The organism is Streptomyces sp. TLI_053 (assembly GCF_900105395.1).
Lineage (GTDB): Bacteria > Actinomycetota > Actinomycetes > Streptomycetales > Streptomycetaceae > Kitasatospora.
Window position 1 is genome coordinate 2,785,689 of sequence record NZ_LT629775.1, and the last position, 23,004, is coordinate 2,808,692.

General features: G+C 72.2%; 10 protein-coding genes. 9 read left to right on the top strand and 1 reads right to left on the bottom strand.

Translation table 11 applies throughout. The features are described 5' to 3' along the window. Positions 1 to 305 precede the first annotated feature (305 nt). The 5 genes from BLU95_RS11065 (at position 306) to BLU95_RS11085 (ending at position 11,903) form a co-directional block, all read left to right on the top strand. On the top strand, positions 306 to 3,599 hold the full coding sequence (locus BLU95_RS11065; RefSeq protein WP_159424856.1) for a sigma-70 family RNA polymerase sigma factor: 3,294 nt from the start codon (positions 306 to 308) through the stop codon (positions 3,597 to 3,599). 62 nt (positions 3,600 to 3,661) lie between these two features. Beyond that, positions 3,662 to 6,793, top strand: coding sequence for a helicase-related protein (locus BLU95_RS11070; protein WP_093864792.1), 3,132 nt, complete (start codon positions 3,662 to 3,664; stop codon positions 6,791 to 6,793). After that, entirely contained in the window at positions 6,790 to 8,655 is a 1,866-nt protein-coding gene (drmB, locus tag BLU95_RS11075; protein WP_093859869.1) for an MrfA Zn-binding domain-containing protein, read from the top strand. The genes BLU95_RS11070 and drmB overlap by 4 nt, the downstream gene beginning before the upstream one ends. Beyond that, positions 8,652 to 9,761, top strand: coding sequence for a DEAD/DEAH box helicase (locus BLU95_RS11080; RefSeq protein ID WP_093859870.1), 1,110 nt, complete (start codon positions 8,652 to 8,654; stop codon positions 9,759 to 9,761). The genes drmB and BLU95_RS11080 overlap by 4 nt, the downstream gene beginning before the upstream one ends. A 144-nt stretch (positions 9,762 to 9,905) precedes the next feature. After that, positions 9,906 to 11,903 carry an N-6 DNA methylase gene (locus BLU95_RS11085; RefSeq protein ID WP_093859871.1) on the top strand — a complete coding sequence of 666 codons (1,998 nt, stop codon included), beginning with the start codon at positions 9,906 to 9,908 and terminating at the stop codon, positions 11,901 to 11,903. Between the two features lie 2 nt (positions 11,904 to 11,905). Here BLU95_RS11085 and BLU95_RS11090 read toward each other — a convergent pair whose 3' ends face one another. After that, positions 11,906 to 13,405: a serine/threonine-protein kinase gene (locus BLU95_RS11090; RefSeq protein ID WP_093859872.1), complete on the bottom strand. Its 1,500-nt coding sequence runs from the start codon at positions 13,403 to 13,405 to the stop codon at positions 11,906 to 11,908. A 158-nt stretch (positions 13,406 to 13,563) separates the two neighbouring features. Between BLU95_RS11090 and BLU95_RS11095 the strand changes: the two genes are divergently transcribed. From BLU95_RS11095 to BLU95_RS11110, 4 genes are read left to right on the top strand one after another with little or no spacing between them, the layout of a single operon-like run. After that, positions 13,564 to 15,189, top strand: coding sequence for a PD-(D/E)XK nuclease family protein (locus tag BLU95_RS11095; RefSeq protein ID WP_107452517.1), 1,626 nt, complete (start codon positions 13,564 to 13,566; stop codon positions 15,187 to 15,189). A 3-nt stretch (positions 15,190 to 15,192) separates the two neighbouring features. Beyond that, complete coding sequence (locus tag BLU95_RS11100; protein WP_093859874.1) at positions 15,193 to 16,347, top strand: pPIWI_RE_Y domain-containing protein; 1,155 nt, start codon at positions 15,193 to 15,195, stop codon at positions 16,345 to 16,347. Next, a complete protein-coding gene (locus BLU95_RS11105; protein WP_093859875.1) occupies positions 16,340 to 19,942 on the top strand; it encodes a pPIWI_RE_Z domain-containing protein in 3,603 nt (1,200 codons plus the stop codon). Before BLU95_RS11100 ends, BLU95_RS11105 begins: the two co-directional genes overlap by 8 nt. A 35-nt stretch (positions 19,943 to 19,977) precedes the next feature. Continuing rightward, a complete protein-coding gene (locus BLU95_RS11110; protein WP_093859876.1) occupies positions 19,978 to 22,974 on the top strand; it encodes a pPIWI_RE module domain-containing protein in 2,997 nt (998 codons plus the stop codon). Positions 22,975 to 23,004 lie beyond the last annotated feature (30 nt).

A 23,004-nucleotide genomic window follows, 5' to 3' on the forward strand; every position in this document is an offset into this window, starting at 1 on the left:
CTCTTGCACCGCCCACGCGACGAAGGCCCCTGTCCGGGATCGTCGGCCGCCAGGCCAGGGCCGTATACGGACGACCCTTCTCCCTGACAAGGCCATGTCCGTTGACACCAATAACGGACCGTCACTAGGGTCGCCGTGCGCGGTAACCATGAGCGTCCCTCGCCGAGCCGTCGCATGCCTCGAGCCCCGCTGCCACGAAGGTGCGTGACATGAACCGCCCCGCAACCGGGCCAGGTGGTGGTCCTGACCTCCGGGCAGCACTCGCTCAGCTCTACGGCCACCTGCGGCGCTCCGCGGTAAGGGGAGTGGTCGCGCACGAGGTCTATCGACAAGCGGCCGACGCCCTCGGGTTGAGTGAAGAGGAACGTACACGGCTGGCCCGAGAACTCTCCCGCATGAATCTGCGTGTCGACGGACCGGTTCCTCCGACCCGTACGCCACGTTCGGAACGTGCCGACCCCGTGAAGCTCTCCCCGGCCGGCAACGGGGCCGTACCGTCCCCCCGTCTCGACCTCACTCGTCTGCTTCTGCGCCGATTCGCGGATCCGGACGGCGGCGTACGCCCCGATGTACTCGAAGGGGTCAGCCGCCTCGCCGGGCTCTCACCGCGCGAGGCCGAGCTGCTGCGGGCCGGCGCCAGGATCGTTCACGGCTCCAGCGGGCACGTGGAGGACCGCGAAGCGCCGAGCACTGAGCCGGGTGCGGAGGGACCGGATACCGACGACCTCGCCGCTGGGGATCCCGGAATTCCGTTCCGGCAGAACGACACCGACGCTGCCGTGGCCGCCGCCCGCGCCGTCATGGCCGAGGACCGTCTCCTGGCCCGCCCCGCGAAGCGAATACTGACCGCCCAGCAAGAGGTCGGTCTCGCCGTCCTGCTGCGTGGAGGCGCCTCACGGATAGGAGACGAGCCGACCGACCAGGAACTGGCCGAGCTCCCGGCCACCCATGAACGTCGCCGGGCCCGGGACTGCCTGGTCCTGCACAACCAGGGTCTGGTCCACGCCTTGTCCCCCAGGTTTCTGGACCAAGGGCTGGAGTACGAGGACATCGCCCAGCACGGCAAGCTCGGGCTCATTCGCGCGGCGCGCAAGTTCGACGCCCGGATGGGGCACAAGTTCTCCACGTACGCCACGTGGTGGATCCGGCAGTCGATCCACCGGGCCATCGCCGACGAGGGAAGCCTGATCCGCATCCCTGTCCATATGCACGAGCTCGCCCAGAAGGTGGCGCGCGCCGAGCGCGAGATGTTGGCCCGCGGCCACTCGCCGCGCGCGGCGGATGTGGCGGTGGCCTGCGACCTCACGGTCGCGAAGGTAGAACAGATCCGACGCCTCACCCGCCGCACGGACTCGTTGGACCGGGTGATCGGCGACGGAGTCCACCTCGGTGACCTCCTGGACTCGCGACACGCGATCCCGTCGCCCGAACAGTCCGTGCTCGACGCACAGAGCGAGGCTGAGATGCTTGCGGCCATCGCCCTGCTTCCGGACCGGTACACATGGATCGTGACCCGTCGGTACGGTCTGGACGGGTCAGACCCCGCGACGCTGGACGCCGTGGGCAAGGACCTCAACGTCACACGCGAGCGGGTCCGCCAGTTGGAGGCCAAGGTCGTCCCGCTACTGAGACTGGCCTTCGCGGACGCGGCAGGCTCGCCGTCCACCGCTCTGCGGCTGATGCTCTCGGACCCCTGGTTGAAGGCGAAGGGCAATGCCGTCCATGCCATCACCAAGGATTTCGGAGAGCGGGAGTGGGCCGAGGGCGTGAGCGCCCTTCGGGCATTCCGCCAACGAGAGACCCCTCGCACGGAGCGGGGCAACCCTCATCCCGGCGAGACGGAAGGCCGCTTCGCGGTGGGGAAATGGGTCGCGGAACAGGTGAAGGCAGGGGGGACCGGTGGAAGGGCGTTGCCGACCCATCGCCGGCTCGTGCTCGAATCGCTCGGAGTGACGTGGCAGGAGCGGCCCGCGACGGCGCGGCCGCAGGCCGTACGCCGAACCGTCCGACGCGTTCCCTCCGTACCGAACGTGCCACCGTCGGCGGTGATGGCCACGACGGCACACGTCCCCGACCCGAAGGCCTTCGGTCCCGACCCGGTGGCGGCGCCCGGAACAGCAGCGCCCGAAACGGAAACGCCCGTCCAGCTCTCGCTCACCGACCTCACCGGAACGCCAGTGCCAGCTGTGTCCGCCATGCCACCGACATCCACAGCGGACGCCGAGAACTCAGGCGTCACGGCACCGAGCGAACCGAACGGGCCGAACGAACAGGTCAGGGGCGTACCGGAACATCGGTACACGGACCTGTGGGAAGAAGTCACCCGCCTGCCCATCCCCTTCGAGCGAAACGTGCGGTGGCTCGCCGAGTACGCCGTCATGGCGCTCGGGCCCCAACTGTTGGAGACGCTCCTGGGTGCCGAGGAGGCTGCGGCCGCTGTGGCCGCAGCCCGTGGGCGGCACCTGCCGGACCGTCCGGTGGTCCGGGCACTGGACACACTGGCGACGGTGGTGGACCAGCTCCGATCCTCCGGGCGCCGGCCGGAGGAGTTCTTCGAGGCACCGTGCTCGGCACTGCTGGACACCTCGCCCCGGGAGTACCTGGCCGCCCGGCCATTGGTGAGACCGGAGTCCCGCTTGGCGTTGGGGGACGCGCTGAAGGCGTTCCGGACCAGCACCGCGAGTGCCGGGACGTCGTCGGCCCCGGCTCGGGTGGTCACCCACGCATCGGCGCTGTCGCTCGCGGTCCCGGTAGTGGTGCCCACCGAGCCCACTGCCGGCCGACTCCCCGAGTCCCTCGACCACGACGGAGACCGGCTCGCTGCCCTCCGTCGCGCGCACCAGGAGGAGCTGACCGCCCTCCGCCGGGAGCTCGCCCAACAGCTCGCCGAGGTTCGGGCTGCGCATGACGAAAGCGCACGTGCTGCCGAGCTCAGCGCCGTCCAGTACGCCGAGGTCACGGAGCATGCGGCGCGGATCGAGCGGGCCCTGTCGGAGGCCTCGGCGAACCTGGCTCTGGCAGAGCGGGCGCGCTCCGACGCCGAAGCCGCCCGCGCCGCGGCAGAAGAGGCGTACACCGCGGCGGAGCGCATGCGCATGGCCGCGGAGGCGGCCCACGCCGAGGCCGAGTACGGCCTCGGCCAGGCCGAACGGGCCCGCGCCGCGACCGCCGACCGCGCGGTGCAAGCCATCCAGGAGCTGTCGGCACGGCTCACCGATGCCCGGCAGGCGCAGGAGGACACCGCAGCCGCCCTGGCCCTGAGCGAGCAGGATCACGCGGAGACCCGGGCTGCTCTCGCCCAGGCCGAACGGGCCCGCGCCGCGACCGCCGACCGCGCGGTCCAGGCCGTCCAGCAGGCGACCGACCGGGTCGCGCAGGTCGAATCGGACGCGGCCACGCGGATCGCAGAGCTGGAACGGCAACTCCGAGCGAGCCACTCGACCCCGCCCGCCCCGCCCGCCCCGCCCGCCCCAGCACCGCGGCCTCCGCATCCGAGCGCTCCGCCGACCGCGACTCCGCAGTCGGCAGCCGCCCCGCCCCCGCCGTCGTACCAGCCGTCCGCCGCACCCGACCCCCGCCGTTGGTGGAGCCGGCACTGACCGTCCGGCGCCCCCGGAGCACGAACACCGTCCACCACCCAAGCGCGAGAACGGGCCTCACCGTGGAACCCCGAGACGAACTGGTCAGCTACCTCCGCCGGCAGCTCGTGGGCCCCACCCACGGACCGGAGGAGGTCCTCGACGCGCCGCCGGACCGGCAGTACCTCATGGGCACCCTCTACCCCCAGGACTCCGAGCTCCAGCGGCAGCTGGAGCTGGCCGCCGACGAGACCGACGGCCCCGGCACGGAGTCCGACGCCGCGGACACGAGCCCGTCCTTCGACCCCGTCCCCGAGTCCAACGCCTGGCTGCCCTCCTCGCTGGGCTTCACCTTCTTCACCGATGCCGTCACCGTCCGGGTCAGCTGTGAAGCCGCGCGCTACCGCACTCTCCGCGGGGACCGGGGCCGCCGGTGGCAACGGGAGCCCCTTCCGGAGGAGACCCATGACCTGGCCTCGGACCGGGACCGCGTGACCGTGCTGGACGGGCGGGCCGAGATCCGGATCCGTCGGCGGTCCTTCGGTTCCGGCCAGTTGGTCACCGTGGCCCTGGTCAACACAGCTCGGACCGAGCCCGCGCCGGGGCACCCCCCGCGGTGGGACCACATGCTGTTCCAGGTCGGGCTCTCGGCACGGCCACTGGACGGCTCGGTCCTCCAGTACCCGAGCATCCGGCTCGCCAGCCGTGACCCGGAGGAGCAGGAACTGCGGCTGCTGTACCGCCATGTGCGCACCCACGCGGTCGGCCACGGCTGCGCGGTGAAGGAGGAGACGGACGGGACTCCGACCGATGGCACCGGGCCCGTCGTGGTCCTGCGCGCCGCCGTGCTCCCGGAGGCGGACGTACCGGCCACCAGGGCCGCCGGGCCCGCCGGAGCGACGGTCCTGAGCCTCCATCGTCTGGCGGACCCCGGTCTGCCCGTGTCCCGGCTGCGCGCGGAGCTGGACGCCTTCACAGCCGGCTACCGTTCCTGGTACGAGGAACAGTGCCGCGCCGAGGTCCCGGTGTGGGGACGGGCGGCCGCCCGCCGCGTGCTGGACCGGATCGGAGCGGCGGTCCGCCGGATCGAGTCGGGCGTCGACAGCCTGTGCGACCCCGACCGCCCGGAGCTGTTGCAGGCCTTCCGGACAGCGAACCGGGCGATGGCCCTGCAGATGCGCCACTCCGCCCCTGATCTGGCCGGCGAGCGGCGGGCCCGGCGGGACCCGGTCCCGGCGGAGCCCGAGCCGGACCGGACGGCGTCCTGGCGCCCGTTCCAGTTGGCGTTCTTCCTGCTCGCCCTGGACGGCGTCGCCGACCGGCAGCACCCGGACCGGCAGGTCACCGACCTGATCTGGTTCCCCACCGGAGGCGGCAAGACGGAGGCGTACCTGCTGCTGGCGGCGTTCGCCATGCTGCTTCGCCGCCGTGAGCCGAACGGCGGCGGCACGGCCGTGCTGAGCCGCTACACGTTGAGCCTCCTGACCACCCAGCAGTTCCAGCGCACGGCCACCACGGTGTGCGCGTTGGAGGCGCTGCGCGCCGCCGATCCGCAGACCCTGGGCGAGGAGCCCTTCACGGTCGGCCTCTGGGTCGGCGAGGGCACCTCCCCGAACTCGTACGACGCCGCACGACGGCTGTTCGAGGACGTCAGGGCGGCAGCCCGACCGGAGGACGTGTTCATCCTGGACCGGTGCCCGTGGTGCGGCACCCGCCTGGTGCCCACCCACAAATCGCCGGACATCGGCGACTACGGCGTGCGCGCGGGCGCCGACTCGTTCGCGTTCTTCTGCCCGCGCGACACCTGCCGCTTCCACGGCGAACTGCCGGTGGCCGTGGTCGACCAGCAGCTGTACGACCACCCGCCGACCTTCCTCCTCGGCACCGTCGACAAATTCGCCAGGCTGGCGTGGGAGTCGGATGCCGGACGCCTGTTCGGGTCCGGGACGGGCTGCCGGCCACCGTCGCTCGTCATCCAGGACGAGCTGCACCTGCTCACCGGGCCGCTCGGAACCACGGTCGGTCTGTTCGAGTCGGCGGTCCTCGGACTGTGCACAGACGCCGACGGGACCGGGCCGAAGGTGGTGGCGTCCACGGCGACGATCCGGCGGGCCGGCGAGCAGGTCCGCGCTCTCTACGGCAGCGAGGTACAGCTGTTCCCCGCCTCCGGACTGGACGCCCGGCACTCCTACTTCGCCGAACCCGACCTGGCCCGGCCGGGCCGCCGCTATCTCGGAGTCATGGCCCAGGGCCACACCGCGGGGCGTGCGGTGGTGGCCGCGGCCGCGGCCATGCTCCAGGGCGCGTGGGAGCTGCCCGAGGAGCACCGCGACGACTACTGGACCCTCGTTGCCTACCACCACAGCCTGCGCGAGCTGGGCCGCACCGTCACCGCGGCCGCCGACGACATCCCCGCGGAGCTCGGCAGCCTGAGCGTCCGGAACGGCTCCCGTCCGCTGCCGGACCACCAGGTCCAGGAACTGACCAGCAATCTTCGCCGGACGGAGCAGCCGGTGCTGCTCGACCGGCTGGAGCGGCCCTGGCAGGACCCGGAGTCGGTGTCCTTCCTCCCCTGCACCAACATGCTGTCGGTGGGGGTGGACGTGAAGCGGCTCGCGCTGATGCTGATGCAGGGACAGCCCAAGACCACCGCCGAGTACATCCAGGCAACCAGCCGGGTCGGTCGCCACAGTGTCCCCGGCCTGGTCGTCACCTTCCTGAACGCCACCCGGCCGCGCGACCGCTCGCACTACGAGAGCTTCGGGGTCTACCACCGCTCCCTGTACCGCCACGTCGAGCCGACCAGCGTCACGCCGTGGTCGGTGCCGTCACGCCGCCGGGTCCTGCATGCTGCCCTGGTCATTCTCGTGCGCCACCAACTCGGTCTGGCCGCCGAGAGCACGGCCGGAGACCTCCCGGAGCGGCTCGCGGAGGCGCGCACGCTCGCCGACCGGCTCGCGGCCCGCGCCGCCGCGAGCGATCCACGAGCGGCCGAGGACGTCCGGCGGGAACTCGACGGCCTCCTCACCGAGTGGGAGCGGGCCGCTCTCGACGCCCGCGCCGGGGGCAAGCGGCTGTACTACAGCAGCCAGGGCAAAGGGCAGGCGAACCTTTTGAAGGGGTTCGAGCAGTCCGGGGGCCTGTGGGAGACCCCGAACTCCATGCGCAATGTCGATCGCGAGTGCCAGGTGACGGTGAAGGGAACCGACCAGTGAGCCGGAAACTGAGGGTCCGCCAGTCCCAGACCGTGCTGCCCTTCGGGGTGGGTGCGGTGCTGGACATCCAGGGCGAGTCGTTCGTCGCCGCGGGCATCGGTGACTGGCCGCGGCTCCGCCAGCCGGTGGAGTCACCGCGGCTGGCGGCACGGCTCGGGGTGAGCGGGTTCTACGCGGCCCCGGCCGCGCTCGGCGAGCGGTACGACCGCCCGGACGCACCCGGCGCACCGTACATCCGCTTCCCCACCTGGCTGTTCTGCGGCTCCTGCCGCCGCCTGGTCCGCTGGCGCATCGCCGACGAGAAGCCGGGAACCGAGCCGCGCTGCCGCTTCTGCTCACCGACCCGCCGACTGGCGCCGATGCGGTTCGTCCAGATCTGCGCGGCGGGCCATCTCGGCGACGTCGACTGGTGGTTCTGGGCGCACTCCCGTCTCGATCCGGCCGAACGCCGTGCCTGCCCCGGCCGGGAACAGCTGCGGTTCCGCTACTCCGAGCGCGCCGCGGGCCTGGAGGCACTGTCCGTCGAATGCGCCGCACCGACCTGCGGGGCCCAGCGCAACCTTCTCGACGTGCTCGGGACCCACGGCGTGCGCTGCTCGGGGCGCAATCCCTGGCAACGCGCCAACGAGGCCGTGACCTGTGTGAAGCCGGTCCAGATCGTCCAGCGCACCGCGGGCAACCTGTACTACCCGGTGGTCCACTCCGCTCTCGACATCCCCGAAGCCGAGCCGGCCGCCGGGGACGGGTCCCCGGCGGAGCGGGCACTGGCCGAGCAGGTCCGGGCGCACGACATGTGGGTGCCGCTCTGCAAGGCCGGGGACGGTCCGCGGGCGGCGGCCTTCCGCGAGATGATCGAGGAGGACACCGGGGCCACCGATGTCCTCCTGGACGCCCTGCTCGCGGAGGAGCGCGGTGCGCCGTCACCGGTCCCGCCGGCCGGTGCCGCCGCGGCGGCGGCGCGCCCCGACCTCAGCCGCGAGGAGTGGACCGCCTTCACCTCACCGGCGCCGCCCGCGACCCGGGGGTTCGCCGTCCGCGAAGGCTCACTCGGCCTGGCCGGAGAGACCGAGCAACCGTGGGCGGACCTCGCGGAACGGATCGGCCGGGTCGTTCTCGCCGACCGGTTGCGCGAGGTCCGCGCACTGTCCGGGTTCAGTCGGCTCACTCCGGACGCGGCCGTCGTGCCGGCCGACACCGGCTACCGGCTCAAGTGGCTGCCGGCCGTGGAGGTGTTCGGCGAGGGAATCCTCCTCACCCTGGACCAGGAGCGGCTCAGCTCCTGGGAGGCCGACGAGGCCGTCCGCCGACGGGTCTCCGCCATCCGGGCGGACCTGGAGGGCTCGCTCCAGCAGGACCGGCTCGAACGTCTGACCGGCCCGCGGCTCGCCCCCCGCTTCGTGCTCCTGCACACCCTCGCGCATCTGCTGATCCGCCAGCTCTCGTTCGAGTCCGGGTACACCACGGCGAGCCTGCGCGAGCGTGTGTACGCCCGACCCGCGCAGGACCAGTACGGTCTGCTCGTCTACACCGCGGCCGGCGACGCGGACGGCACCTTGGGCGGGCTGGTCCAGCAGGGCGAGGCCCCGCACCTGGCCGAGACCGTCCTGCGGATGATCGAGGCAGCGGCCTGGTGCTCCGCCGACCCCCTGTGCGCCGAGCACACCGGCCAGGGCTTCGGCAACCTCAACCGGGCTGCCTGCCACGCCTGTGCGCTGCTTCCGGAGACCAGCTGCGAGACCGGCAACACACTGCTCGACCGCGCCCTGGTGATCGGCGGCGACCACGTCCCCGGCTTCTTCGAGTCCACCGTCACCGCGGCCCGTACCGCGGCGGCCGCCGAGCTGGAGCAGCCGGCTCCGTGACGATCAGCTACCTCGACCTGACTCCGGCGCAACGCGAGTCGCTCGACATCCTGCCCTTCGACGGCAACCACCTGGTCAGCGGACCTCCCGGTAGTGGGAAGAGCCTGCTGGCCGCGCAACGGGCCGTCATGCTCTCGCTGACCGGGACCCCGACCGTCCTGCTCACCCGTTCGAACCTGCTCCGTCAGGAGCTGCTGGCAGTGGTCGCCCGGCTCGGGGGCACAGCCGGTGGCGGGCGGACGCCGCGGGGCGGGGTCCAGGTAGCGACCGCGCACGCCTGGCTCTCCGGCTGGTACGGCCGGGACGCGCCGCAGACGGACGACGGCTGGTTCGACTGGCCCGCGTTCTACACCCGTGCGGCCACCGTCGACTCGGCTCCGGTCCCCGCCGTGGTCGTGGACGAGGGCCAGGATCTGCCACCCGCGTTCTACCGCCTGTGCCGGGTTCTGGGCGCCCGCACCACCGTCTACGCCGACGAGTGCCAACGTCTCACCGACACCCATTCCACGCTCGCCGACATCACCAGGGCGCTCGGCTGTGCCGCCGCCCACGAGGTCCGCGGCAATCATCGGAACACCCGGCAGATCGCCGAACTCGCGGCCGAATTCCACATCGGTGCCGCTCCGCCCGAGCTGCCGTCCCGGGAGGGCTCCGTCCCCCGGTTGCACCGGTTCGCCGGGGCGGGCGCCCTGGTCGAGCTGGTGGTCTCGCTCGCCGAACGGCAACCCGCGCGCAGCATCGGCGTCGTCCTCGGCTCCACCCGCGCCCAGCTCGACCTGCTGACCCGCCTGGAGCGCCGCGCTCCCCGGCTGCGACCGCAGCTCTACACGTCCCAGGCCACCAGCGGCCGCTACCGGACCCTGGACCTGACCCGCCCCGGGGTGGTCATCGCGCACCGGGCCAGTGCCAAGGGCCTCGGGTTCGACACCGTCGTGGTCCCCGACCTTCACGTGGACGCGGACAAGGACCCGACTTCGGCGGCGGTCCGGATGATGTACTACGTGCTCACCACCCGAGCCCGGCACGAGCTGCACCTCGGGTACGAAGGCCACCAGGAAGGGCCGTTGGTCTCGGCGGTCCGGCCTGCCCTGCTGCTGCGCGGGTGAACGGACGGCAGCCTTCAAGGGGCAATGCAAGCCGTAAACTCAGTCAACGGACACCTGGATGACCAAGGGGTGCTGCGATAGCGTGAGGATCGCCCTCGATGTCGACCTGCTCGATCCCGCCGCCCGCGTTCATCGGAGTTCCTGATGCCCCTCCCCGCCGAACAGGCCGTCTCGGTGACCCTGGCAGAGATCGCCCGGATCGCGGGCGTCGGGCGCGCCGCCGTGAGCAACTGGCGGCGTCGGTACCCGAACTTCCCGAGTCCGGTCGGCGGGAGCGACGCGAGCCCCCAGTTCCTGCTGGCCGAGGTGGAGAGATGGCTGGACCAGGAGAAGAAGGGCAAGACAGCCGCGGGCCGGCTCGAGAGGCTCTGGCCGCAGGTCGAAGCGCTGGGTGACCGGAACTCGATGGGGACCCTGGTGGCCGTGGTGGGTGCGGAGCTGAGCCCCTCCGGTGATCCCGGTGCGCTGCCCGTTCGGCTACCGACCAGCCCCGCGCAGCAATCCCTGATCGATCGGGCCGTACGGCTCGCAGAGCACGAAGGGCCGGCCAAGACCTTCGGGTTCCTGCTCCAACGCTGGCTCGGTACCCATGTGCGCCAGATCATCACTACGCCGGAGCCACTCGCCGAGCTCATGGTCGGCATCGCCGGGTCGTCCCGGGCCCGGCCTGTACGGATGGTGCTCGACCCCGCCTGCGGCACCGGATCCCTGTTGTTCGCGGCGGCCCGGCACTGGTCCGGGTCCGAGCAGCCCACCCTGGTGGGACAGGATGTCGACCCGACGCTCGCATCGGTCGCCGCCGCGCGCCTGCTGATGGCAGGCGCAAAGGGAGGCACCACGGTCGCGGACACCCTCCGCGCCGACGCCCTCGGGGGTATCGAGGCGGACATCGTGCTCTGCAATCCGCCGTCGAACGAACGCGACTGGGGACACGACGAGGTCGCAACGGACACCCGGTGGCTGTTCGGACAGCCACCGCGCACTGAACCCGAACTGGCGTGGGTGCAGCATGCGGTCGCCTCGCTGGCGCCGGGCGGAACCGCGGTGATGGTGTTGCCTCCGGCGGTGGCGTCCCGGCGGGCGGGCCGACGGATCCGGAGCGCACTGCTGCGTGCGGGGGCGCTGCGCACGGTGATCGCACTGCCACCGGGTGCCGCCCCGCCGCACGGAGTCGGCCTGCACATCTGGGTATTGGGGCGACCGTCGGACGATCCTGCGAATGCCGTCGTGCGACTGGTGGACACGGTCGGACGCAGCGGCGCACCGACACCGAATCAGTCGGTGATCGACTGGCCACAGCTCCGCGACACCGTTCTGGACGCGCTCCGGAGCGACGAATCCTCGGCCGCGGTGTCCGTCCCGGTGATCGAGCTCCTCGACGACCAGGTCGACCTGACTCCGGCCCGCTACGTCCCCGCACCGGATTCGGCGGCCGCCGCCGACCTGCGTCCTTCCTGGACCCAGTTCGACCTGCGCCTGAACGAGGCCCGTGACCTCGGTCGGATACTGTCCGAACTGGTCCCCATGACGGACGAGGGCATCGTCGCCAGCACCACCGTCGGTGAGCTGGAGCTCGCCGGCGCGCTCGAGCTCCACACCGGACAGGCACTTCCCGAGCCACGATTGCGCCGAGGTGAGCGACCGGCCGACGGGGTTCGCACCCTCGCGGTCCCGGATCTCGTGAATCCTGACGGCCCGCACCACTGGCTGCCCACCGCCGAGGCGAACGAGGGCGAGCGTGCGGGCAGTATGACGGTGTCGCGTTCCCAGGACATCGTGGTGGTGGGCGCTCTCCGGGCTTTCGACGCCTGGGTGGATCTCGCGGCACCCACCGTGCTCGGGCCTCAGCTCCATCTGATCCGGGTCGACCCGACGGTCCTCGATCCATGGTTCCTGGCCGGCTGCCTGCGTTCGCCGGCCAACGCAAGGCAGGCGGGCACGCATGCCTCTACCTCGTCGCGGGTGGACGTGCGCCGGCTCCAGGTGCCCCGGCTACCGCTGGACGAACAGCGCGCCTACGGTGAGGTCCACCGGCGGCTCTCCGCGTTCGACGACGCCGTGCGCGAGCTGCGCGAGGTCGCCGGAGGCATCGGCCGGACGCTGGGCGAGCTGCTTGCGACCGGCCGACTGCCCCGGGGCTGAGGTCACCCGGGGGGCAGCAGCTCCAAGAATGCCCGAACCTCCTCCGGCCTGCCGACCTCCGTGAGCTCCAGGGCCACCTCGTGGCAGCGAGCCACGACCCGGACCGGCATCTCCACAAGGCCGGCGACCTCGTGGACCACATCGGCCCAGCCGTCGAAGGCGGCCCGGAGGTCCCCGGCCGGGACCATGCACTCGGCCACTCCCACTCGGGCCTCGAGGGCGAGGGCCCGCAACGCCGGCGCGCTCTTGTGCTCCAGAGCCGTCGCGACCGCGTGGTAGAGCGGACCGGCACCTTCCCAGGAGCCGTGCAGCCGCGCGGCGTCGGCGCAGAGCAGCTGGGCCTCGGCCACCGGGCGGTGGCCGAGACCCCAGGACCTGCGGGCGCCCGCCAGCTCCTCCTCCAGTCGTCCGAGCGCCGGACCGGGCCCTGGCCCGACCGCCTCGGCAGCGGCGAGTGCGAGCAGGGCGGCGAACTGTTCGCGCCCGGCACCTGCCCGAACTGCTCGGCCCGCCGCACGGCGGGGAGCCGGACGTCGCGCCGCGCCGGCTCCGGGTGACGGCAAGCGCCGGGCGCCAGGGAGCCGGTAACGCATCGTCGGGTCGGGCACGAGCTCGGGACTGGGCGCCGGCGAATCCGGGAGCGGCAGGTGGGGCCGGAGGATGTCGAGGGCTTCGGTGAGACTGTGGAACCGCCGACGCGGGTCCTTGTCCAGCAGCTGCCGGACGAGATCGTCGACCTCAGGGGGGATGCCGCCCCGGTGGTCGCTGACATGCGGCGGAAGGTCCTGCTGATGCTGGGTCGCGGAGTTGCGGTCGGGCCGGTCGACGAACGGCTGACGTCCGGTCAGAAGCTCGAAGAGCACACATCCGAAGGAGTAGTGGTCCACGGTCTTCGTGACCTTGTGCTGTCCCTGGAGCTGTTCCGGAGCCATATAGCCGACCGTTCCCGGCGTGGCACCGTATGCGGTGTATCGGGTGGCATCGGGGTCGTCCGGCAGTGCGACACCGAAGTCGATGAGCTTCACCGAACCGTCCGCGGTCAACACGACATTGTCAGGCTTCAGGTCCCGGTGGATGACCTGGCCCGCATGGGCGTGGACGAGCGCCTCCGCGATCTCGACTGCGACCGCGATCGCGGCACCGAACGGCAGCGGCCGGAAGCTGCCGAGGAAACTGTCGAGCGGGCTACCGTCGACCAGCTCCATCACGAGGTAGGGGTCGCCCCGGTGGAGACCCCGATCGAGCAGTCTCACGACGCCCCGGTGATCGAGGTCGGCGAGGAACTGCCCTTCCCGCGCGAACCGCAAGAGCAGCTCGTTCTCCTGACGGATGCGTTCGGCGGGGCTCAGACGACCCTGGTTGTACTGGTCCGAACGGATCTCCTTGACGGCCACCAGGTCCCCCGTCTCCGTGTCGATCGCCTTCCAGACGCAGGCCATGCCGCCCTGGCCGAGCAGTTCGACGATCCGGTACCGGCCGCGGACGACTTCGTCCTTTTCCATCCTCACCCCTGGTACGCCGTGGCATCATGCGCGACATACCCTACCGCGCCAACGCTCACCATCAGACAAAACAACGTCGCTTGACTAAGTTCACAGAAGTGCGCTCTCCTGGTGTCCCGGACCGAACCGCTCCGAACCCTGTGAGGGGGTCTCCTCCCGTGACCGTCTGGCAACCTCCACCCGGCACCGCCGGCAGCTCCCGGCTCATCCGCACCTCCCTCCCCCTGCTCCAGGAGGACCCCCAGGGCTGCCCGCGCGGCGCCGCACTGAAGGCCCGGCCGCTGGTCCGACAGTCCCCGGCGCGGTCGCGCCGCAAGCCGGTCCAGGACTTCGCGCTGGGGCCGATGATGTCGGCACTGGACGCAATCGAGTTCAACGGGAAGACCGTTGATGATGCACTGAGCGGGCTCGACTCCCGACGCGACTGCCACCCCGCCCATCTCGCTTGGACCGCCGAAGCCGTACGGCATTTCCTTACGGCGCGCATGGAGCACCAGGCCGCGCACGCGCACGACGGGCCGGACACTCTTCCGGTCGAACATGCCTGGGTGACCGCCACCGATCTCGGTGCACCGGACACGCGCGGCGCACTCCGCTACGAGCGCACCGCCTGGGGACGCCGGTACACCTCGGCCGACGGCAGTGTCCGGGAGATCTGGCTGTTGTCCGTGAACTCAGTCAAGAGCAGGACTCTGGCAGAGATCGCCGAGGCTGCCGCCGTCGCCGCGACCGGGCTCCCGGCCGTCGCCGGCTTCGGCGAGCCGTACCGCCCGACGAGCGTGGACGCCGTCAGCCCGCAGCGGGTCCGGGTAGTGGCGGTCGGCTGCGGTGACGGCTCCCATCGACTCCTCGCCGACTGGGACAACGAAGAGACCGCCCGGCAGTACGTGCGCCACACGAAGCCCGTCCTCGCCCGGACCGTCGAGGCCGAGCGGGTCAACCCGGGCTCGGCCTGCACCGACTGCGAAGGCCTGACGAGCTGTTCGCAGCCACCCAGGATCCCCTTCCTGCTCGGCGCCGGCCGACCGCTCCGCCCGCACCGGCGGCGCAGCGTCTCCGTCTCCGACCTGCGCACCCATGCCGCCTGCCCGGCCAGGTTCCATCTGACTCGTGTTCTGCATCTGAAGTCGCCCGAGCCGGAGAACGCGGCGATCCGGCGAGGACGCGCCGTGGACGCGTGGCTCAACGAGCAGCACCGGGCCCGGCGCGGCTGCCGCGCCACGGTACTCCCCGCCCTTCTTCCCCGCCTTTCCGCGGAGGAGTCCGGACCCGCCCTCCGGATGCTCTCCGAGCACGCCGCCCTCTGCCCGCTCGACGGCCTGCCGTCGAGCGAACGGGTACAGGTCCAGAAGCGTCTGACGGCGTACGACCCGGAGCTCGACGTCGTCGTCATCGCCGACCCGGACCTGCTCTACACGGACGCCAGGGGGTGGGTCTGGCGGGAGACGAAGACCGCCTCGTCCCGCCCCTGGGAGGGGCGTCCGCTGCTGGAGGCGTTCCCGCAACTCGCCCTCGCCGTCCTGCTGCTGTCGGCCGACCTCCTCGGCGGCGACCCGCACCGGTCCCGGATCGAACTCGAGCTGCTGTACGAGGACGGCTCGGCGTGCGAGGAGCTCTACCCGGACGATCAACGGACAGTCGAAGAAGCGCGACGGGTCATCGCCGCTCTGGCCGGCCCCTGGGTCTCGGACGAAGCCTTCGCCGCCACCCCCGGCCACGGATGCCACGGCTGCGAGACCCTGCGCTGGTGCCGCCCCGGCCTCGAACACACCACTGGACGCTGACCCGTGCCCGACACCTCTCCGCTCCCCCCGTACGCGGCCGCGTGGGCCGCGCACGACGGCCTCCCTCTGCTGCGTACGCTGGCCACCGCGCTCGTCGGTCTGGACGCGCTCACCGGCCTGGACGGCTTCACCCTGCCCTACCCCGACGAGGCCCAGCGGGCACTGAACCGGACCGTTCTCGCCTGCCTGCTCCAAGGCGCCGAGCCGCCCGCAGGTCTGCCCGAGCTGCTGAGCTGGTGCCGGTTCCGCCCGATCTCCGACTGGCCGCTCGACCTGCCTGTCGATGCCGTCGACGACGCCGACCACCTCCTCGATCCCCACTCCGGCCGGCCCACGGAGCTCTGCCACGAATGGGCGGAGCGCACGGCCGACAGCGCGGTGCGCCAGCGCGACCGGGACATCATTCGTACCGCGCTGCGACTGTGCCGCGAGTGCGGCGAGGAGGACGCGTACACCGAGTTCCGGCGGCTGCTGGTCAACCGTCCGGTGCTGAGCTCGGTGGAGTTCTTCGAGGTCACCAACGACCACGTGCTCGACCCGGTCCGTGAGCTGGTCCGGCGGATCTACCTGCCGGTCCCGGCGAGCTACCTGCGGGCAGGCGCGTACACCACCTGTGCCCGCTGTCTGACGCTGCTGCTGCCACTGCAGGACGGCGCCTGGTGGTGTGAGCGCGACCAGTGCCGACGGCAGGGCTCCCCGCCCTCGGGGAGCTTGCTGCCGGTCGAGGAGGTCGGCGAACTCCTCCAGGTGGAACGTCCGCTCAGGCAGTTCGTCACCGGTCCGGGGCGTGCGGAGGCCGACCTGGAACAAGCCCTGACCGGCCTGGGGCTGCGGGTACGGATGTGGCCGGCCTTCGACGCCTACGACCTGCACATCACCTTCCCGGACGGACGGGTCTGGGCGGTGGACGTCAAGGACTGGGCGCACCCCGCGTTCCTCGGCCGGTCGGCCCGGCCGGTTGCACCGGATCCGCCCTACGACGAGGCCTTCTGGGTGGTGCCCCGGTATCGGGTTCAGGACCGGCCGGGCTACCTCGACGTGTACCGCCGGCACCGGCCTGCGGCGGCGCGAGGACTGCCCTTGCTCACTGACACGGAGCTGGTGAACCGGGCGGCAGTCCGGCTGGCGGGCGCCCCGGACGGAGGTACCCGTGCGTAACCGTGACGACTGGCATCAGGCGGTCAGCAGAGAACTGGGCCGGGTGTGGCGCGAGATCCCGTCCGAGCTGGGCGACGTGAAGCCGGCCCTGCTCTGCCAGGCGGAGCTGGCGCTGCGGGTCCTGGAGCTCATCGCACCGGACGAGCCGGCCGCAGGCGCCTACACCCTGCTCGCCGGGTATCCGTTCGCCCGGGCGGCCGGCCTTGCCGTCGTCCCTGAGCACGACGTCATGCTGACCGCCGCGCGACACCTGCTGTGGACGCTCCGCCGCCGCCGGGTCTGGCACCAGACACTGGAGACCTACCTCGCCCTGCCGGAGCGTGTGCGGGCCTATCGGGTTCCGCAGGCGGGTGGTCCGGCCCGTCCACTCACGCCGACCGTCGCCTCCGGGCGACTCGCCGTGTACGACACGGCGCTGGCGGCTCTGCCCGTCTTCGACCGCCGCGAGCTCAAGCTCGCCCCGGTCGGGCGAAGCACTTTCCTCGACCGCCGCCGCCCCGCCTCCGTCACCTTCCCACCGGACCTGCGGCCCGGCTCCTCTCGGGGGCACGACCTCGCGGCAGCCCGGTCCGGCAGCGGAGCGCCGATCCGGCTGTCCCGTGCCGACCTCGCCGACACGGCCCGGTGGATGGACGCCACCGAGCTCGCGGCGGACGTGGAGAAGCCGGGGCACTGGGCGCGACGGCTGGCCGAGCTCAGGCTGGCGCCACGGACGGCGGACGGCCTGGCGTTCGCCGACTCCGACGAACTGCGCCTGGACGGAATGCTGCACCTGGTGGGTATGGTCGGCGCCGGCAAGAGCACGCTCATGTCGCTGGTCGCCGTGTGGGCGGCACGCCGGGGGCTGAGGACGACGCTGGTCGTCGGCGACGTCGCCGAACAGCTGCGTCTGAGCGCGCAACTGAGGGCACTCGGGCTGTCCGCGACTCCGGTCCTCGGTCCGACCACCCGGGAGACGCACGTGCAGCGGCTCCACCGGCGACTGGCCGCCCGGGGTCTGGACAACCTGCTCGACCACGACGACTCGGCCTTCGACGACCTGAGTACGGCGTGTGTCGTCGACGCCCTGCGCGGCACCGAGGCGGCCGAACCGCTCCGCTACGCCGACGCACCCTGTGTCTCCCTCTATCCGGAGCGGCCGGAGACCCCGAACGATCAGGTCGCAGGGGAGCCGGAGCCGATCGTGCTCCCCGCCCCGTACCAGCCGCGCGGCACCACGGCGACACCGCCCACGCCCGCCGCCCGACCCACTGGGCAGCGGTCCGGCTGCCCGCTCTGGAGCGCGTGTCCTCGTCACCGGACCGCCCGCGAGCTCGTCGACTCGCTGATCTGGATCGCGAACCCGGCCAGCCTTGTGCAGTCGTCGGTGCCGAGCCACCTGAACCAGGAACGGCTGCGCCATCTCGAACTCGCGTGCCTGCGCAGCGACATCGTCATCGTGGACGAGGCCGACTCGGTACAGATGAAGTTGGACGAGATCTTCGCGCCGTCCGCGACCCTCGTCTCCCCGGGGCCGGAGTCCTGGCTGGACCAACTGCACACGCACAAGATCGAGGAGTTGTCCAAGCAGGGCCGGCTGCCCCTGACCGATCAGGAGGTCGAGCGATGGTCCGCTTCCCTGACCGTGGTCACGGCGGCGACCGACCGCCTCTACAAGCGGCTGATCGACGACGCCGACGTCCGCGAGTGGGCGGACACGGAGTACTTCAGCCCCTGGACGCTCCAGGAGAAGCTGCTGGCCGACTGGTTCGAACCGGACGCTTCCGCCGGGGCCCCCGACGGCGTGGCCGACGAGAGCGAGCTCTTCGAGGCCTACGAGAACGACGATCCCGGAGCGGAGTCCGAGGCCCCTCTCGCGGACGGCCGGCGCTCGGTGCTGACTGCCGTCCTCGACCGGTTCCGCGACGACCCGCTCGGCGGTCACGGCCCGTACAACGATCCGACGGACGACCTGGTCGGACTCGCCCAGGACCTGTTGACCACCTTGTCGGCCACCGGCACCCGGAGCCGGGTAACGACCGTGCTGCGCGAACTCCTCACCGACACACCCGCGCCCGCCGGGGACTCCAGGTGGCTGGACCGCACGGCCCGTCGCCTGGAGTTCATGCTGCTGCTCTCCGCACTGAACCAGCGGCTGGAGCGGCTGACCTTCCTCTGGCCGCAGGTGGAGGCCGCACTGCACCTGGACTCCACCGGCAACGACTTCTCGCGACGACCGCCGCTGGACTACGCCCCGTTGGTCCCGGAGGCTCCGATGGGCAACGTCCTCGGATTCCAGTACCTGCCGGACGAACGCGAGCAGGACGACTCCGGCCGCCACAGCGGCACGCTCCGGTTCTTCCGGTGCGCCGGCGTCGGCCGCGAACTCCTGCTCTCACTGCACGAGGTCGGCTCCGACCCGGGATCGGGCCGGCGCGGACCGCACGTCGTTCTGATGTCCGGTACGAGTTGGGCGGGAACGTCGACACGCGCGCACGTGCTGGTGCCGGTCGGAGCCGTACTCAAACCGTCCGAGCGATCGCTCGAGGCGGTGCGCCGCACGGTCTTCCGGACCCGGTTCCTCCACGACGACAGCGGCAGGCCGATCAGCTTGTCCGGCACCGACCCGAAAGCCCGCCTGACGGTCGCGCGGGCGATGGCCAACCGGCTCGGCAGCCCGGGGCGCGGCCAGTCGCCCAGCCCGCTGGAGGAGGAACTCGCCCTGGTCGAGGATCACGAACGACAGCGCGCCATCCTCCTGGTCGGCAGCTACAAGGAGGCGAACGCCGTCGCGGACGTCCTGCACGGCATCGAGCGCTGGCACGGCCGGGTCCGGGTCCTCGCCTCGGACGACGCCGATCTGGAACAGGCCGTTCGCGGCAGCGGCCCGCGGCCCGCAGTCCTGGGGCATGCCACCGCCCTGCGGCGCGGCGACCTTGCGACCTTCGCCGAGGACAGGCGCGCGGAGGTGCTCGTCGCACCGCTGATGGCTGTGGAGCGCGGGCACAACATCCTGAACGCCCAACGGAACGCCGCCTTCGGCACCGCGCTGTTCCTGGCCCGGCCGCATCCCCGCCCGGACGACCTGGCGCTGGCCATCTTCGCGATCAACGACTGGGCGGCGCGCTTCGGCCGCGACCACCCGGGCCTCGACCAGGGCACCTTCACCTCGCTGGTATGCCAGGCGGACACGCTGGACGCGGCCGGGCTGGCCTTCCGCCACACGGCCCGCCGGGAGTGGCGGCGGCTGCTCGCCCGGCGGTACATCTACTCGCGCCTGTCGGAGGCCGAGAAGCAGGCGTTCGCCTGGGACCAACTGGTGACGATCTGGCAGGTCATCGGCCGCCTGGTCCGCGGCGGCGTGCCGGCCCGGGTGGTGTTCGTCGACGCCCGGTTCGCACCCCGACTGGCCCGGGCCTTGGCCCCGGGGATCCAGGGCGCGGTCCTTCCCACCGACGACGGACTGCTCACCCGGCTCAGGACCGTGCTCGCCCCCTACTTCGTCGCCGACGCCGATCCGAGCGGCTTCCCCGATCCCGGCGACCCGGCCCTGGCCCGCCTCCTCTACGAGCCGCTGTTCGAGGCCCTGTCCCATCTCACCCACCACCGCGCCTGACCGCCCGACCACGCGAATCGGAGGCCACCGTGGCCATGAAGTACCGGACCATCCGCACCGCCGCCTGGGCACCCGTCTCCCCCGAGGCCTCCCTCACGGCGAACTACCGCGCCCTCCCGTTCCCCGAACAGTGGTACGGAGCTCTCCTCGATCTCTGCAACTCCGGCCGTCCGCCGAAGGCCGAGCCGTACCGCACCGTCCCGACGTGGCGGCTGGACCAGGTCCTCCAGGCCCTCGCCCCGGACCTGATCGTCCGTCCCCGCCCAGCCCAGCACAAGGGTGAGCCCGCCGATTTCTGGCTCTACGCCCCGGCCGGGGCGACCGATCCGCTACCGGGCCCGGCGTTCCGGGCGCTGCTGTCGGCCTGGCTGCGCGACCTGCGTCCCGAGCCCGAGCACCGGACCGGTCGGCGCGAGGTCGAGGCCCTGCTGTCCGCCGATCCGCCGCAGTGGCACCCGGTGGAGGCGGAACTGCTGCGCTGCGCGCCCACCGAGGGCGGCACGGCCGCGCCCGACGCCCGTCAGTACCAGCTGGCGACGGACCATCTGGCACATCGGATCCTCACGCTGGACCCGTACGACTTCGGCGCCGGGAAGCTGTACTTCCGCGCCGTACCCCGCGGCCCGCGCGACCAGGGCGCGGAACTGGTCTCGCAGCCGCTCCCCTGGGACGGGAAGGGCGACCGGACCTGGTGGTACTCGGTGGTACTCAACATCACCCTGCACACCGTCCCGTTCGACCCGCTGCCCCGTCTGCACCTGCACACCCACATCCGCCGGTGGGCGACGCGCACCAACGCTTCCACCGGGCAACTGCGACTGCCGTTCGGCCGCCGGACCTCCGTCCTGCTGCGTCCGCGGGTGCCGTGGCTGCCGGGGGCGCCCGCGAGCGAGCGCTTCGCGGTGGCCCGGCTGGAGTGGAACCGCGCCAAGCGCGGCATCGACTGGGTCGGCGGCGGCCCCGCCGGGATGCTTGGCGGAATCGCGCTGGCCGAACCGTTCCCGGATGCCGACGGGATCCTCGGCGCGCCGGAGGAGTGGCTCACCCCGGACATGCGCGCGGCGGTGGTGTACAGCACCGCCATGGGCTCGCACGAGGTCGGTGCGGGGCTGATGTCGGACCAGCGCTCGCGGATCGTCCGCTGGGCCGAGCAGGCGCTGCCCGAGGAACTGCGCCCCGTGCCGGAGCTGGAGCACACCCGGCGGGCCGCGACCCACCGGCCGGCGAACCCCCGGCCGAAGCCCTCCGGCGAGGTCGCCAAAGCTTCGGAAGAAGTGCGGGCGGCCACCGCCCGCCGGGTCGGGACAGCCTTCGCCCTTGCGGCGCTGAACGGCGCGGACGGTACCGAACACTCCGACGGCCCGCCGGATCGGCTGCCTGTCCTGGAGGCGCGGCTGCTGTGGCAGACCGCCGAGATGCGCGACCACGCCATCACCGCGCTGGTCGGCCACCTCGGTCTCAAGGACGACGGCACGCGGCCTACCGCCGAGGAGTACGAGGCCGCACGCCCGGGCGCCCCGGCGCTCCTGGAGTGGGACACCGCCGAGCTGACCGTCCGGCTGCGCTGCCTCAAGCTGACCGGCTCGCTCGCGAGCGACCTTCCCCTGGGCGACGCGCGCGCCACTCGGGACGTCGTCACCGCCGCCCTGAGCGCCCGTCGCACCGAGGTACGAACCTTTCTCGACGCCGACCGGGAGGACCGGCTCCCTGCCCTCGCCCTGGTCGAGATCGACCGGAGGAAGGACTTCACCACGCCCGAGCACGACCCCAAGTTCGCGCTCCGGCTGGGGTGCGCCGACGCCGGGGTACTGACCCAGTTCATCGCGGTCCCCAAGAAGGTGAAGGGCTACAACAGCGAGAAGAACGCCGACTTCCGGGCTCTCAAGGCCTGGGACGACGGGCTGCGGCAGCTCGGAGTGCGGGTCCATCCTGAACACAGCCTGGGTGAGCGCCTGCCCGAGGGCCTGCGCTACGCGGCGGTGTGGATGGTCCGCAGGAACGCCCGCAGCCGGACCCGCTGGGCCGGCCACGAGCTGGTCGCCGTCCGTGTCACCCCGACCCGCCCGGGCAGCGGGATGGCGCGGGTGGAGGGCTGGGACCGAACCGTCGACAACGGCGCGGGCGCGTGGATCCCGTACCCGGCGCTGCTGCTGCGTCTGACCCGCCTCGCCGAGGTGCCGTCCGCCCTTCCCGCACCTCGCGCCGGTACGGAGCAGCAGGCCGAACGCCCCTCCTGGTGGCAGGACATGCGGCGCCAGCGGCAGGAAACGGAGGAGCGTCTGCAGAAGGTGGTGCGATCGCTGCGCGGCACGCCGACAGTGCTGCTGGCTCACGCGCAGAACTGCCGCTCGCACTGGACGTGGTTGCAGGACGGTCAGACCGAACCGGACCGGATCCGCACCGGTCTGTCCAACCGACGGCTCGACCCGGACCTGCGTCTGGTCCGGGTCCGGACGGCCCAGGGCCGCGAGACCGCGCAGTGGTGGGGGGTGCACCCGGACGAGGTCAACGGCATCAACGGCCTGCCGGCTCATCTGTGGACCGACCCCACTGCCGAAGAGGGAAGTGCGCGGGTGTTCTGGTCGACCACGCCCAAGGCCTTCCAGTTCAGCGGATCGGCCGTGGAGGCGGACAAGCTCGCCCCGCGGCCGCTGAAGGCCGGCAAGCGCAAGGGCGAACTGACCGTCGACACCGACAAACCGGCCTGGAACCCTGCGCTGGTCGAGCTCGCCGTTCTCGGCTGCCACCTGGCCGACGGGGACGATCCGGAGGCGCTCGCCCTTGCCGTTCACCAACTGCGCCAGGCCCCGGACCTCCCGGACGCCCTGAGCCTGCCGCTGCCGCTGCACCTCGCCGGTCTCGCCCAGGAGTACGTCCTCCCGACGCTTGCCGACGACGAGGCGGCGACCGATCCGACGGCCGATGCCGATCCGGACTCGGCGGCGGCCGCCGGTCTGGCGCAGGCTCCGGAGCCGGACGACGACGCCCCCGGGCAGCTCTCGCTGTTCGCCTCCGAGGTGGTACTCCCCTAGACACGGCAACGGGCCCCGCGATGGCGCGGG

Excerpts from the sequence above, each read along its gene's own strand:
- BLU95_RS11085 (WP_093859871.1), top strand. The coding sequence starts at position 9,906 with ATGCCCCTCCCCGCCGAACAGGCCGTCTCGGTGACCCTGGCAGAGATC.
- BLU95_RS11090 (WP_093859872.1), bottom strand. The coding sequence starts at position 13,405 with ATGGAAAAGGACGAAGTCGTCCGCGGCCGGTACCGGATCGTCGAACTG.
- BLU95_RS11110 (WP_093859876.1), top strand. The coding sequence starts at position 19,978 with ATGAAGTACCGGACCATCCGCACCGCCGCCTGGGCACCCGTCTCCCCC.